This is a genomic window from Erythrobacter neustonensis (assembly GCF_001663175.1).
Classification (GTDB): domain Bacteria; phylum Pseudomonadota; class Alphaproteobacteria; order Sphingomonadales; family Sphingomonadaceae; genus Erythrobacter; species Erythrobacter neustonensis.
The window spans coordinates 2751148-2765777 of sequence record NZ_CP016033.1; the positions used below are offsets into that span (position 1 = coordinate 2751148).

Below are 14630 nucleotides of genomic sequence, written 5' to 3' on the forward strand. Positions count from 1 at the left end.
GGGCGGGCCTAGAGCAGCAGCGTGGCGGCAGCAACGCCGCTTGCCGCGATGATGGCGACGCCCGCGACGCGTGGCGTCAGCTCCAGCATTTCCGCCTTTGCCACCCAAGGCCACCGCGCGATTGCATCGACACGCCAGCCATAGGTGTCAGGCTCGCGCTCGACATAGCGCCATGCGGCCCCCAGCAGCACCCCCAGAACGATGGCGAAGAACACCCAGCCATAGACGATGTGGTCGAACCCGGTCGCGCGCTCTGCCCCCACATATTGCGCGACATAGATCGTCGCCCAGGCGCGCACCCCGTTGGCGAGGATCGGCACGACCACGCAGGCCGCCATGAATGCAGCGCGCGTGCCGGGTCGCTCGAACCGCGTGGCGCACACCAGCACGCCCAAGGTGACCATCGCGATCAGGAATTTGACCCCCGAACAGGCCTCGGCAACGACGAACAGTCCAGCGGGGGTGTCAATGTATATCCCGTCGATCTGTGCGGGGATGCCGCTTGCATGGGTCAGCGCAATCGCGATCTCGGCGGTGACGGCCTGCAGCGCGGGGATGATCTCGTCGCCGAACGGAACCATGAAGGCGGCAAAGGCGATCGGCAGCGCAAGCACCAGACTGACGCGCACGCCCAGCACGCAGACGACCGCGGCCTGCACCGCGCCGACCGCTCCGGCTTGCGCGACCAGATTGATCCCCAGCACCTCACCGATCCGCCAGACGCCAAGCGCCGCGACGACGGCAAGCAGCCCCGGCCAGAAAGGTCGCGGCGAAAGTCCGGCAAGCGTGTCTTTTTTCAACGCCACCAGCCAAACGATGATCGCGGGAATTAGCAGCAGGTGGTTATAGGTATCGATGTTCCACCACTGGTGCGCCATCGCGCGCCAGCTTTCCCCGGTCGTAAGCCCAAGCGCGATGATGCTTGCGGCCAGCACGGCCAAGGGCATGTGCCAGGCCTGTGGCAGCCGCATCGCGGGCCGATCCGGATGGATAAGCGCGGCATCATGCGGCATGGCGGCGGCCTTGTCTCGGCGCGGCAATCAATCCGGCAAGCGGCGCCATCATCGCCTCCCACGCGTGATGGTCTCGCACAAAGCGCCGCGCGTTCGTGCCGATCGCGCCAGCAACGTCGGGGGTGGAAACCAGTTCGGCAATTCGCGCGGCCATCATCGCAGGATCAGGCGGAGACACCAGCCAATGCGTGCCGTCCGTCGCGGCGATCCCGGTCGCGGCCTCGGGGGTAAGGACGACAGGCCGCGCCATCGCCATCGCTTCCAGCACCTTGTTCTGCACTCCGCGCGCGATCAACAGCGGGGCAAACACCGAATCGGCGCCGGCGATGAAGGGCCGCACGTCGGGCACGCTTCCCCACACCCGCACGCCCGGCGCGCCGTCATATGCTGCCAGTTTCGCGGTGGGATTACGGCCGACGACATGGAACATCGCTTGCGGAATCCGCGCACGCAGCACGGGCAGCAGCGCCTCGATCACCCATAAGGCCGCCTGTTCGTTGGGCCGGTAATCCATTTGCCCGGTAAAAACGAAATGCGGCCCCCTCGCTGCGGCCAGATCAGGGTGCGGCGCGGTGACGGCAGGATCGAAGAAGGCCGCATCGATGCCGTTGCCGATGACCTGCACCGCGACCGCATCGGGGGTTTGCAGACGGCTGCGATACAGCGCGGCTTCGGCCTTCGAAATCAGGATCGTCGCATCCGCACGGCGGCCAAGCCGTTCTTCCTCTGCCGCCAGCAGCCGCGCCTCGCGCGCGTTGAGCCAGATACGTTCGCCGGCCTTGGCATAGCTTTCGAATTTCGCGCTATCGACATCGCACAGGTCGATGATCACGCGGCCTTTGAAATCGGCCGGGACATATTGCCCCATCTGTCCCGAAAATACGACGATGGCATCGATCGCCTGGGTGGCAATCGTCTCGCGCACCCATGCGGCAAGCGTTCGCGAGTGAAACGCGGTGAGACTGACAGGCTTGCCCGACAGCACCGCTTCGACCCCGGCGAGCGCGAGCGGTTTGGTGCGCGGGGCGATACAGGTCGATGCGGCAAGATGGCACAGCGCCCGGTCGGCTGCGGCATCGCCCTCTCCGAAGCACCCCACGTGCACCGGCCCAAGCCGTGCGAGCGCCTTGAGCAGATTGTGCGAACGGATCCGGTCGCCGCGGTCGGGCGGAAATGGCACGCGGTGCGCAAGGAACAAGACGCCGGCCATCAGGCGAGCCCGCGCGCGATCCACGGCCCCAGCGTGTTCGCGACCGGCAATGGCAGTTTCTTCCACAAGGCGATCTTGCGGCTGTAGCCCTCGTCGGTCGGATCGATGTTGCGCGGCCTACTGCCCGGCGCGCTCCACGCGCAATAGGTCAGCGGTTCGGGCGCGAAACCCCAGTTCTTCTTGAAGGCGAAGGGCCCGCTGCCTGTTTTCGAGCGGCCGAAATCGAACCGGATCATGCCGCGCGCGCGCGCATGACGCATCAGTTCGAAATACATCACTTCGTTGGCGCGCGCGCCGCGTGCGGCGAACACGCCCCCGCCCCAGAACGGCATGACCGCGCCGCCGTGGTAGAAGCTCAGCACGCTGGCAAGCGGCCTGTCGTCCTGCCACACAGTCAGAATGTCGCTGTGATCGGGAAAGGCATCGATCATCGCGCGGAACAGCGCCTTGGGAAAGACCGGGGTGCCAAGGTTGCGCACGCTGGCGCTGTAACAGGCGTAATGCGCGGCGAGATCCTGCGCGCTGCGGCCCACGGTGACGCGGTGGCCGAAACCCAGACCCTTGCGCACCTCGGCGCGGGCCTTGCGGGGGATGGCGAGCAATTCCGCCTCGTCGTCGGAAGCGAGCATCCGGGCAAAGCCGCAATGCTTATCCGACCAGCTTACCCAGCCCGCCGGCACGGTGCCGCCGCGCAATTCGATGCTGGCAAACCCCGCATTGCGGGCATGGGCCTGCGCCGCTTCGGCAAGCTGACGTTCGGCCGCTTCGCTCGTCGCCAGAATGCCGCCGCCCACGCCGAACCCGCTCGACACCAGCGCCTTGCCGAACAAGCGCGACCGCACTTCGGTCAGCGGCAGCCAGCCGGTCACCGCGCCAAGCCGCTCGGCCAGCAGGCCGAATTGGCGCTGGCGAGACCCCGATGCCACGCCGGTCAGCCAGGCGGGGCGGTGAAACAGGCTTGCGCCTGCGTCCGCGACAAAGCCTTCGATCCGGCGCACGTCCTGCGCATCGTTGAAATCGAGCGCGCGGATCGTGGTCGCGGCCCTGAGCGGCGCGTTCATTGCACCGTCTCGGCGAGGCTGGCGGCCAATTCTCCGGCGCGTGCGGCCTCGCGGTGCGCAATCATGTCCATCCGCCCCCAGCGGAAATCCTGCACCAGTCCGCGCAGCTTCCCCGCCATCTTGGCAAGCCCGGTATAGTGCCGGAAGCGCGAGCGCAGCGGCGCATGGCCGACCCGTGGCTGATCTGGATCGACCTCCCACGGATGGAAATAGAATACCGCCGGGCGGCCTTCCTCGCGGTTGACCTGGCGAATCGCCCAGCGCGAAAAGGCGTAAGGCAGAACGCGGAAGAACCCGCCCCCGCCCGCCGCCACACGCCGCCCTCCAAGGATTGCGGTGGTCACCGGAATTTCGATCATCGACGACCACGGCAGCGGGCGAAAGGCAAAGCGCGGCGCTTCGGGCCAGCCATAATGATCGTGCACCACCGGCGCGACGCTGGAGGAATAGGCGTAGCCCTGTTCGGCGAGTTCGGCAAAAGCCCAGGGCGTGCGGTGATCGATCGAAAAGCTTGGCGCGCGATAGCCGGTGACCGGAACGCCCCCGGCATCCTCGATCGCGCGGCGGGCCTTGCGGATATCCTCGGCGAATTGCGCGCGGGTGAAATTGAACACGCGCGCATGGTCAAAGCCGTGACTGGCGATCTCGTGCCCGGCCTCGACGATCCGGCGCACGATCTGCGGATGGCGCTGTGCGACCCAGCCCAGCGTGAAGAAGGTCGCCTTGACATCGGCTTCGGCAAACAGATCGATCACGCGGTAGACATTGTCTTCGACGCGGGTGCGAAGCGAATCCCATTCGCTGCGCGCAATCACGTTCTCGAATGCGCCAACCTGAAACCAGTCTTCGACATCAACCGAGAGGCCGTTGACGATGACCGGGGAGCTGACAGGAGGAAAGGGAGCATTCATCGCGTCACGCGGCCCTGCGCGACGGGTCTTCCTCAAGCCATTCGATCAGCATCGTCAGCACGTGACGGAAGGATTGCTCCTGCTCCTCAAGCCGCGCTTCGATCCGTTCGAGCGCCGCGGCAAGCCGGGCCTCGGCAATCCGCACCTGCTCGGCCGAATACGTGTCGTCGTTGCCGCCCTGGCCCGCATTTCCCGCAGCCTGAAGCTCACTGATCGCAGCTTCAAGCTCGGCCGTGCGCGAATCGCGTTCGGCCAGCAGCGCGGCAACCTCGGTCGCGGCCACGCCGGCCTGATGGCCCGCAGACCGTTCGACGCCGCCCGGCGCTGCCATACCGCCCGGTGCAGGCGTTGCCGATCTGTGCGAGGGGCTGCCACCGCGCGCACCGCGGTTTTGATCGGCTGCCATCTCGGCAATCACATCGCCCAACATCGCTACGCTCAAGACTTCGCGCGCTTCGATCGCACCCAGCAGCAGCAGCCGGTTCATCACCTGATTGACCCGGCGCGGGATGCCCCCCGTCTGTTCGTAAAGCGCATCGAGCAGACCTGGCTCGAACCCCGGATGCCCGTTCCAGCCGACATGGCTCAGCCGGTGTGTGACGTAATTCTCGACCTCGCCCGCATCGAGCGCTTCGAGATGGTGCGATGCGATGATCCGCTGACGCAGTTGCTCAAGCCCCGGATGCTGGGCCAGCGTCGCGCGAAATTCGGGCTGGCCGAGCAGCAGGCTTTGCAACAGCGGATGCGCGCCCAGCTGGAAATTCGACAGCATGCGCAACTCTTCGAGCGCTGTCAGATCGAGGTTCTGGCATTCGTCCACCACAAGCAGACAGCGCCGTCCGGCCCGCGCCTCGTCCTGCAGGAAGCGTTCGATCGCGCCCAGCGCGCCCGCCTTGTCATGGCCCTCAACCTGAAGCCCGAAGGCCTGTGCGACCACGTGAACGATTTCCGCCCCGTCGAGCGCGCTGGTCACGACCTGCGCTGCGGTCAATGCGGCAGGATCGATCCGCTCCATCAGGTGCGCCACCAGCGTCGACTTGCCCGCGCCGACCTCGCCGGTGATGACGATGAAGCCTTCACCCTGGCCCAGGCCATAACCGAGATAGCTCATCGCCTTCTTGTGGCTGACGCTTTCGAAATAGAATTGCGGGTCGGGGGTCAGCTGGAAAGGGCGCCCGGCGAAGCCGTAGAAGTTCTCGTACATGTGCCTTTGCACTCCGATCAGAAATCGTACCGCAGGCCGACCAGTGCCGTGGCAACGGCAAAGTCCTGCGCGGTGAATTCGCTGTCGACATAATCGACCGCAATTGCGGCGCGCCCGGTCAGACGCTGGGTGAGCGCCTGATTGTATGCCGCCGACCCGCCGATGGCAGTCACATCATTGTTCCCGCCGCCTGCACCGTCGAACCAGTTGATATAGGCGTTGGTGGTAAAATTCGCGTTAGGGCCAAGCTGGCGGGAAAGACCGCCGGTGACGTAGTAGCTTTCGTCGGTCAGACCGTTGACCGGGGCCAGCACCGTGCCGGCTGCCGCGATGAAGGTGCGCCGGTCATAGCCTGCGCCCAGCGCCGCCGTGGTCCGCCCGACCTGCCGTTGGTACGACGCGCGCACGCCGCGCCCGCGGAACGCCGCCGAGCGCACCGAACCCAGCGCACCGACGATCGCCTGACCTTGCGTGCCGCTGACCAGCCCGCCGAAATCACCCGTCACCGGATTGCGGATCGCCTCGAAATCGGTGTCGAGCGCGGCGAGGCCGTTGTTGATGACACCGCCAAATCCGCTCACCCCGTCATAGGCGGCAAGCGCAAAGCTGCTGCGCTGGCTGGGGACATAAGTGAAAGTGCCGTAATACGTCGTCGAATCGTAACGCCGTCCCACGGCAGCCGACAGATTGGTGCGCGAGGACGGGCGCCACAACACGCCGACATCCCACAACAGGCCGTCGACCGCAAAGGCGATCCGGCGCGGCGCGCTGCTGTCGGTGACCAACCTTCCATCGGGCCCGCGCACCGCATTGCCATTGGCATCGCGCAGTGCATCGCGGCTCGAAATCTCGACATCCTCGTAGCCTGCGCCCGCGACCAGTGCGAGGCTTTGCGACACCGGCACGGTCACGTCGCCGCGCACGTAAAGATCGCGCACGCGCTGATCGAGATTGCTGATGTCTTCCTGAAATCCGCCCGCTGTCACGGCAACGCCCACCGGCAGCGGTTCACCCGCCCGCGTGCCTGCGCGCACCTGTCCCATATAGGTCATCGAATCGTCGAACACATCGACCACATTGCCCGCCTGCGTCACCAGCGCGTTGTCGGCTTCGAAACGGTTATAGCCCACCCGCGCCACGCCTTCGACCGCAACATCGCCCACGCGGGTCGTCAGGCTGGGCCCGGCATAGGCGGAATAGATCCGGCTTTCGGCATCCTCGCGCACCAGCGGATTGGCAGTCACGCCGCCGCTCGCATCCACCCGGCTGCGCGACGCCAGCGCGCCCGCTTCAAGGTTCAGCGTGCCGGGCACCACAGCCAGCGCGCCGCGCGCAATCCCGCTGATCGTGGTGGTATCAATCGCCTCGTCGCCGTAGCCGATATTGCGTTCATACCGCACCGAAACCGCAGCCCCGCTGTTTCGGCCTTGCAGATTGATGTCCGCCCCCACCGCAACCTGCGTGAATGTCACCACGTCATTGCCCGGTGTGATTTCCGCCGAAACGACCTGTGCAACCTCGATATAGGGCTGGACGATCCGCTGCGTGCGCTGACCGGCACCCGCACCTTGGCCCTGGGCCTGACCCTGCCCCATATCCTGCGCCTGCGCGAAAGCGGGCGCGCCGGTCGCAGCGAGCATTCCGGCGCCCAGCAATGCGGCGGCGAATTTTCCGGCACGCATGATCAATTCCCCTTCGTGCCGTATGAGCCGAACCGACGCCCGGACGTGTTGTAGCGTGCCGCATTGAGCAGCAGCTTGATGTCGCTGCAGGCCGACAGCAATTGCTGCGCATCCTCGAGGCTTGCCCGGCTGGTCTCGTCCGCCCGCGCCACTAGCAGCGCCTGCCCGACATGCTGGGCAAGCTCGGCTGCGGGCGACGCGGCGAGCGCCGGCGGCGTATCGAAGATCACGATCCGCTCGCCCGCGCCTTGCGTCAGCCGGTCGAGCACGGCGGCGGTATGCGCGCTGGCAAGGTATTCGGCGTCGCGCGAACTGGCGGTTCCGGCAGGCAGCACGAACAAGCCGTCGATATCGGTGCGCACCACAAGGCTTTCGGGCGCAATCGCGGGATCGGCGAGCGCGTCCATCAATCCGCGTTCAGCGGCAATCCCGAGCCGGTCGGCAATGCCGGGTTTGACCACATCGGCATCGACCAGCAGCACTTCGAGGTCGCGTTCCGCGGCGAGCGCAATCGCGAGATTGGTCGCGCAGTAGGTCTTGCCCTCGCCCGGCAGCGGCGAACACACCAGAATGCGCCAAGCCAGCGGATTGCCGCTGCTGCGCGCATCGGCGAGCAGTTCGCGCTTCACGATGCGGAATTCTTCGAGCAGCGCGGTCACCGGCTCTTCGGGAACGATCAGCCCCGCATCACGCAGGTGATCGCGGTCGATCGCGGCCATCGGCCCTGTGAACGCCACCGCAGCGCGCGGCGCTTCCCCGGTTGCACGGGGGGGAACGGCGTGGGCCGCAGTCGCAGGCGCTGCACCGGGTTGCGGTTGTGGTTGCGGGGGGGCCTGCGTGCGCCGCAGATTTTGCGGCACGGGTGGCACCTTCAGAGTGTCATCGCTGTGCACGACGCCGCGGCGCGGACCAAGGCCGTAGGCCGCATCCGCGCGCTCGAATAGCGATACCGGGCGGGCGCCCTCGCGGTTGATCTTGCCCTGATCGGTCATCGTCTTTCCCCGCCCTCAGGCCATCGCCCCGACCGAGACGAACTCGATCGCGAGCAGAATCACGAACATTGCGGCAAGCCCGGCGCAGGCCCCGCCAAATTGCTTCAAGCGCCGCGCTTCGACCGCGCGGGCGGCATCCGACACGGTCAGCGAAATCGCCCCGATCACCGGCAGATCGAGCGCGCGTTCGAGCTTTTGCGGCGTGGCGAAGCTCGATTTGAGCTGGCTCAGCCCATAAGCGACCGCCACCCCTGCCCCGATCCCTGCAATCAGCACGCCGAGCAGCAAGAGCGGACGGTTGGGCGCGGCCGGCTTTTGCGGAACACCAGGCTGCTGGATGATGTCAAACCGGAACTGGCTCGCCTTGTCCTCGACCTGCCCGCGCGTGCGCAGCGCCTCGCGGTCTTCGAGCAGCTTTTCGTAATTCTTGCGCAGCACGTCATAATCGCGGCTGATGCGGTTGGCTTCGGCAGCGACCGCAGGCTCGCTTGCCTGACTGGCGATCAGTCCTGCGGCATTGCTCTGCAACGCCGCGCGCCGCGCCTGAAGCGATTCCACGCTTGCCTGGCGTTCGCTGCGGATCGCGACCAGCGAGGCATAGGCCGGGTTGGGCGCGCCGCCCGCATCATCGCCTGCAGCAGCCGCCTGACGCGAAAGGATCGCGACCTGCCGGGTGGTCGAGACGACATCGGGGTGGCTGTCAGTCAGCCCGCGTGCACGCAGTTCGGCCAGCTGGGTTTGCGCCTGCTGGAGCGCGGCGCGCGGCCCGGTGGCATCGCGTCCGCCGACGACGGTGCGCGGCGTGCTCGAAATCTGCCCGGAAATCGCCGCCAGCCCGCTTTGCGCGGCGGCCAGATCGGCTTCGACATCGCGCAGTTCGGCGCGGGCCTGCTGAACCTTGCTCGACAGGCTGTCCGAGCCGCCGACCAGATCGGGGTACTGCGCCTCGAACGCCAGACGGCGCTGTTCGGCCTGCTCAAGCTCGGCCTTGCGTTCGCCGAGCTGGCGGTCGAGGTCATCGATTGCCGAGGTGATCCCGGCGCGGTTGCCGAGGATGTGTTCCTCGCGCAGGATGTCGAGCAGCTTCTGCACCACGTCGCGCGCCAGCACGGCATTCTGCGCGTCGGTGAAATCGCTTTTCCCGATCTCGGCGGTGATTTCGAACAGGTTGTCCTGCTCGCTCGTGACCTTCACCCGCTTTTCCAGATCGGCGATCGCCGCATCGATCGCACCGCGCCCGCTCAAGCCCTCGCCAAGCTGCGTCGCGGTGACCACCTTTTCGAGGTTCTTTGCGCTCGACAACGTCTGGCGCACGCGCAGGATCTCTTCCTTGCCGTCCCCGGCGATGCCGAGCTGCTTGGAAAGCACATCCTGCACATCGACATAGACGCGCGCCTTGGATTCGTACTTGTTGGGAATCATCGAGACCGCGAGCCAGCCTGCCAGGCACACGCCCCAGGCGACCAGAATCGCGATCCAGCGCCGGTTCCAGACCGACCAGAGCGCCGCGCGCAATTCGTCGAAGATCTCGCTCATCGCCCTGCGCCGCGCCCTAGAACCGGCTCTCGGGGATGATGATCGTGTCGCCGGGCTTCAGCATCACGTTTGCGCTCGCATCGCCCTTGCGGATCAGATCGGACAGGCGCAGCCGGTATTCGGCCTGCGCGCCCTTCCCGCTGTCGAGACGGATCAGCTTGGCCCGATTTCCGGCCGCAAATTCATTGAGCCCGCCCACCGCGATCATCGCGTCGAGCACGGTCATGTTCGCCCGGAACGGCAGCGAGGCCGGTTGCGGCGTGGCGCCGATGATCCGCACCTGCTGGTTGAAATTGCCTTCGGGCGTGTTGACGATCACCGACACGATCGGCTGCTCGATATATTTCGCCAGTTCGCCCGCGATGTATTCCTGCAACTGGGTTGCGGTCTTGCCCACCGCCGGGATGTCCTGCACCAGCGGGATCGTCAGCCGGCCATCGGGGCGCACGCGGACCTTGTCGGCGCTGAGCTCGGGGTTACGCCAGACGTGAATCGTGATCTCGTCGAGCGGGCCGATGGTGTATTCCTCGGACGGGGCAATGCTGCCCGCGGCGTAGCTGGCTGCAGGAAGTTCCTGGCCAGCCCCACCGCACGCGGCGAGCATCGCGGCAAGCCCGCTGACAAGGGCAAGGCGGCTGATAGACGGAAATTGCAACATCGAAGGTCATGTCCTTGGCCATTTCGACCGGGCGGATCGCCGCGCCCGCAGCAAACCCTGCGAGACGAAAAAACGCCCGGTTATGGGGTTTCTTGTCGCGGGAAATGGTGAACATATTGTTAGTTATACAGGGCAGAATCCCGCCTCATCCCAAATCGGGACGGTGGTGCGCGCGCCTCTGCTATGCGCCTTGTGCGTCCTAGACCAGCAATTCGGCGGCAGGCCCATGACCCAGAAATGCACTGGGACTGGCGGTCGCGCCGTAAGCCCCGGCACAAAAGATCGCGACCAGATCGCCCACATCGGCATGAGGCATCATCGCGTTGTCGGCGAGCCGGTCCAATGGTGTACAAAGACAGCCGACGATGTTCACTTCCTCTGTCGGCTCCGCCCCGTATTGTGTTGCAATCGCAGAGGGATAATTGCGCCGCACCACCGTGCCGAAATTGCCCGATGCGGCCAATTGGTGATGCAGCCCGCCGTCGGTGACGAGGAATGTCGCCCCGTGACTGATCTTGCGGTCGATGATGCGGGCAAGATAGACCCCCGCCTCGCCCACCAGATAACGTCCCAGTTCGAGGCACAGGGCGGTGTCCGCCAGTGCTCCGGGCAGAGCCGCCACCCGCGCCGTCAAGGCATCGCCCACGCGTGCCAGATCGACCGGTGTATCCCCCGGAAAATAGGGGATGCCCAGACCGCCGCCCATGTTGAGCTTGGGACAGCCATGGCCGATCTCCTCGGTCAGCGCAGCGGCAAGATCGAGCACATTGCCCTGTGCCTCGATGATCGCATCGGCGGACAATGTCTGGCTTCCGGTGAAGATATGCAGGCCGCGCCATTCGGCCCCTTGCGCGATCAGCTGCCGGGCGAGCGCAGGCACGCGCTCGGCATCGACCCCGAACTGCTTGGCCCCGCCGCCCATCTTCATGCCCGATCCGGTCATCACGAAAGACGGATTGACCCGCACCGCAATGCGCGGCGCGATGCCAAGCCGCTGTCCGATCGCGAGCGCGCGCATCCCCTCGCCCTCGCTCTCGCAATTGAGCGTGACGCCCGCGCCGATCGCCGCCTCGAGTTCCTCGTCGCGCTTGCCGGGCCCTGCAAAGCTGATCCGGCGCGGGTCGATCCCGGCAGCCACGCACAGCGCAAGCTCGCCTGCCGAGGCGATATCGAACCCGTCCACCAGCGGCGCCATATGCGCGATCACCGCCGGGTGCGGGTTCGCCTTGACCGCGTAATTCAGCCCCACGCGCGCCGGCAGATGGGCGCGCAGCTGCGCGACCCGCGCATCGATCATCGCCTTTGAATAGACGAACAGCGGGGTGCGGCCGGCCTGGGCCACCCATTCGCTCGCACGGCGCCCTGAGATGGCAAGTTCGCCATCGATCGCGTCAAAACCGGGGGGGATCGGGCCAACGGGCTTCATGCGCCATGTTCCTTGTTGAGCTGCGCCTGCAATGCGGTGCGATCGATCTTGCCGTTGGGGTTCAGCGGCATCGCCTCGCGCCAGTGGATCATCTGCGGCTGCATGAAATTGGGCAGGTCGCGCCGCAGCCGTTGCGCCAGCGCCTCGCCACCCGCCGGATCGCCGCGCACCACCAGATGCACCGCCTGACCAAGCCGCGCATCGGGCACGCCCAGCGCAACCGCCTCGGCGGCAAGGCCGCTTGCGAGCACGGTCTCCTCGATCTCCTGCGGCGAGATGCGGTTGCCCGCGCTCTTGATCATCGCATCGCGGCGGCCCGCGAAATATAGCAGCCCGTCCGCATCGCGGCGCACGCGGTCGCCTGAAAACACCGCCATCCCGCCATAGCGCGAGGCCGCGGGCGCGGGTTTGAAGCGTTCGGCAGTGCGCGCTGCATCCTGCCAATAGCCTTGCGCCACCAGCGGCCCGCAATGCACCAGTTCGCCTTCCTCGCCGTCTGCAACGATGTCTCCGGTCTCGTCGACCACGAGGATTTCGGCAAAGGGGATCGCTGTGCCCATCGACGTGGGGTGCGCGTCGACCAGCGAAGGATCGAGATAGGTCGAGCGGAACGCCTCGGTCAGGCCATACATCGGAAATAGCCGCGCATCGGGAAACATTCCGCGCAAGCGCCGCACCAGTTCGAGCGTCAAGGCCCCGCCGCTGTTGGTCAGGCGGCGCAGCGATGCGCGCGCTTCGGCGGGCCAATCGGTTTCGGTCAGTTGCACCCACAAGGGCGGCACAGCGGCGAGCGTGGTCACACGGTGCCGGGCGCAGGCCTTGACCACGTCCTTGGGAAACAGGAAATCGAGCGGGGCGACGCTGCCGCCCGCATACCACGTGCTCAGAAGCTGGTTCTGCCCGTAGTCGAAAGACAGCGGCAGCACCGCGAGCGTCACGTCGTCCTCTGCCGATCCGAGATAGTGCGCCACGCTCATCGCGCCGAGCCACAGGTTCGCATGGCTCAGCATCACGCCCTTGGGCCGCCCGGTCGAGCCGCTGGTGTAAAGGATCGCGGCAAGATCCGCCGGATCGCCTGCGGAGGGGCCAAGCGTCCGCCCTGCGGACGTGGCCTGCAAAAGCGCCTCGTCTTCGCCGATCACCGCACAAGGCGCGGTCAGATCGCCCGGCTCGAGGGTGGCAAGCCGTGCGGGCGTCCCGATCAGCAAGGTCGCACCGCTGTCGGCCAGAATATGCGCGGCCTGCGCGCGTTTGAGCAGCGGGTTGATCGGCACATGCACCAGCCCCGCGCGCGCGGCGGCAAGCGGCAGGAGGCATGTAAGCTCGCCCTTGGCCGCCCAGCTTGCCACGCGCGCGCCCTTGCCGGGCACCTTGTGCGCCAACCATCCGGCAAGCATCGCGACACGCTGTCTTAACTGATTGTGGTTAAGCGTGCCCTCGCGCAAATGCAGCGCCGGCGCGCTCCCACGCCCCGCCGCCCCCGCCCGTTCGGCAAGGTGGTCAAGCGGGAAGGCAGCAGGCGTAAACAGGTGCGACATCGAGCGGAGCAATCTTCTTCAGTGATCGAAGCGCGGTATCACGATAGCGTTAACGTCTTGCAAGCCTTGACTGGCGCGCAAGGCCGCGCGTCCGTACCCGGCCCCTTCGACCGCACCGAATGGTTTGCGCTGCTGGCGCAGACGGGCCTGCTCCCGCTGGTAGTGACGGCCAGCGATAGCGGCGAAACAGCGGCGCTGGCATTGACCGAGAGCGGGGGCCGGATCGCCGGATTGCGAAACTGGTACAGCTTCATCTGGCGTGCGGCGGCGCCTGCCTCGCCGGCCGGCGACCGCCTGCTCGAAGCCATGGCGCGCAGCTTGAGACATCGCGGCTGGCGCGTCACGCTCGAACCCGTGCCGGGTGAAGATGGTGCGGCAGACCAACTGGCGCGCGCCTTTTGCGCGGCGGGATGGACGGTGCAGGTCGAGCCTTGCGACACCAACCACGTGCTCCCCGTGCGCGGCCGCAGTTTTGCCGAATATTGGCAGACGCGTCCGGGCGCGCTGCGAACCACCTTGAAGCGCAAGGCCGGCAAGGTCGCGGTCGAGGTGCTGACCCGGTTCGATCCCGCCGTCTGGGCCGAATACGAGGCGATCTATGCGGCAAGCTGGAAACCGGCCGAAGATTATCCCGCGATGCTGCGCAGCTTCGCCGAGGCCGAGGGCGCAGCCGGGCGGTTGCGAATGGGAATCGCGCGCGCGGATGGCATGGCCGTGGCGGCACAGGTATGGACTGTCGAAAATTCCGTCGCTTACATCCACAAGCTCGCACATCTTGAAAGCCACAAGCAACTGTCGGCAGGCACCACGCTCAGCGCCGCATTGTTCAGGCATGTTATCGACATCGACCAGACCGCGCTGATCGATTTCGGCACCGGCGATCAAAGCTACAAGGCCGACTGGATGGAAGCCGTCCGCCCGCGCTACCGGATCGACTGCCTCGATCCGCGCCAGCCCCGCGCCTGGGCGCCGCTCGCCAAGCGGAACCTCGCAAATTTGCGCGGGCTTGCAAAACTTGCGCCTGCGCGCAGCCATGGCTAAGCCCCGCGGCCGAGGCGACTGAGAGGGAATTTTTGCGCGCGATGACCACGTTTTCGAATATGGACACCGAAGCAGGCGGTGATGCGCTCGAAGCAGAGCTCAAGGCGCTGATCGGCGATGTGCTTGGTCTCGATGCGGCTCACGCACAGGCTTTCGGACCGGACACGGGCCTGTTCGGTCACTTGCCCGAACTCGATTCGATGGCGGTCGCAGGGTTGCTGACCGAGATGGAAGACCGGCTCGGGATCGTGATCGAAGACGACGATGTCGACGGCGAGATGCTCGAAACCTTCGGCGGGCTGCTGGCCTTCGCCCGCGCCAAGCTCGACCAGCGCTGATCCCCGTTTTCCCTGCCGCA

Annotated in this window: 13 protein-coding genes; 2 read left to right on the plus strand and 11 right to left on the minus strand. The window is 66.3% G+C overall.

Annotation, left to right across the window (positions count from 1 at the left end):
- Positions 1-8: 8 nt before the first annotated feature.
- The 11 genes from xrtA to A9D12_RS12830 all read right to left on the minus strand — a co-directional run bounded on the left by xrtA (position 9) and on the right by A9D12_RS12830 (position 13231).
- Positions 9-1013, minus strand: coding sequence for an exosortase A (xrtA, locus tag A9D12_RS12780; RefSeq protein WP_068352440.1), 1005 nt, complete (start codon positions 1011-1013; stop codon positions 9-11).
- Positions 1003-2223 carry a TIGR03087 family PEP-CTERM/XrtA system glycosyltransferase gene (locus tag A9D12_RS12785; RefSeq protein WP_068354501.1) on the minus strand — a complete coding sequence of 407 codons (1221 nt, stop codon included), beginning with the start codon at positions 2221-2223 and terminating at the stop codon, positions 1003-1005. Before A9D12_RS12785 ends, xrtA begins: the two co-directional genes overlap by 11 nt.
- A complete protein-coding gene (locus A9D12_RS12790) occupies positions 2223-3284 on the minus strand; it encodes a FemAB family XrtA/PEP-CTERM system-associated protein (protein WP_068352442.1) in 1062 nt (353 codons plus the stop codon). The genes A9D12_RS12785 and A9D12_RS12790 overlap by 1 nt, the downstream gene beginning before the upstream one ends.
- A complete protein-coding gene (locus tag A9D12_RS12795; protein WP_068352444.1) occupies positions 3281-4195 on the minus strand; it encodes an XrtA system polysaccharide deacetylase in 915 nt (304 codons plus the stop codon). The genes A9D12_RS12790 and A9D12_RS12795 overlap by 4 nt, the downstream gene beginning before the upstream one ends.
- Positions 4196-4199: 4 nt before the next feature.
- Positions 4200-5399, minus strand: a complete 1200-nt coding sequence (locus tag A9D12_RS12800) for an XrtA/PEP-CTERM system-associated ATPase (RefSeq protein ID WP_068352446.1) — start codon at positions 5397-5399, stop codon at positions 4200-4202.
- Positions 5400-5416: 17 nt separating this feature from the next.
- A complete protein-coding gene (locus tag A9D12_RS12805; protein WP_156522883.1) occupies positions 5417-7081 on the minus strand; it encodes a porin family protein in 1665 nt (554 codons plus the stop codon).
- A 2-nt stretch (positions 7082-7083) separates the two neighbouring features.
- On the minus strand, positions 7084-8073 hold the full coding sequence (locus A9D12_RS12810) for a nucleotide-binding protein (protein WP_068352448.1): 990 nt from the start codon (positions 8071-8073) through the stop codon (positions 7084-7086).
- A gap of 15 nt (positions 8074-8088) precedes the next feature.
- On the minus strand, positions 8089-9609 hold the full coding sequence (locus A9D12_RS12815; protein ID WP_068352449.1) for an XrtA system polysaccharide chain length determinant: 1521 nt from the start codon (positions 9607-9609) through the stop codon (positions 8089-8091).
- Positions 9610-9625: 16 nt separating this feature from the next.
- The gene (locus A9D12_RS12820; RefSeq protein ID WP_197489823.1) at positions 9626-10267 is read right to left on the minus strand and encodes an XrtA/PEP-CTERM system exopolysaccharide export protein; all 642 of its coding nucleotides are present in this window, start codon (positions 10265-10267) and stop codon (positions 9626-9628) included.
- A gap of 199 nt (positions 10268-10466) precedes the next feature.
- The gene (locus A9D12_RS12825) at positions 10467-11693 is read right to left on the minus strand and encodes a pyridoxal-dependent decarboxylase, exosortase A system-associated (RefSeq protein ID WP_068352450.1); all 1227 of its coding nucleotides are present in this window, start codon (positions 11691-11693) and stop codon (positions 10467-10469) included.
- The gene (locus A9D12_RS12830; RefSeq protein ID WP_068352452.1) at positions 11690-13231 is read right to left on the minus strand and encodes an acyl-CoA ligase (AMP-forming), exosortase A system-associated; all 1542 of its coding nucleotides are present in this window, start codon (positions 13229-13231) and stop codon (positions 11690-11692) included. Before A9D12_RS12830 ends, A9D12_RS12825 begins: the two co-directional genes overlap by 4 nt.
- 66 nt (positions 13232-13297) lie before the next feature.
- Here A9D12_RS12830 and A9D12_RS12835 point away from each other — a divergent pair, with 66 nt between their 5' ends.
- Positions 13298-14272, plus strand: a complete 975-nt coding sequence (locus A9D12_RS12835; RefSeq protein ID WP_231889629.1) for a GNAT family N-acetyltransferase — start codon at positions 13298-13300, stop codon at positions 14270-14272.
- Between the two features lie 59 nt (positions 14273-14331).
- Positions 14332-14610, plus strand: coding sequence for an acyl carrier protein (locus A9D12_RS12840; protein ID WP_068354511.1), 279 nt, complete (start codon positions 14332-14334; stop codon positions 14608-14610).
- Positions 14611-14630: the final 20 nt, after the last annotated feature.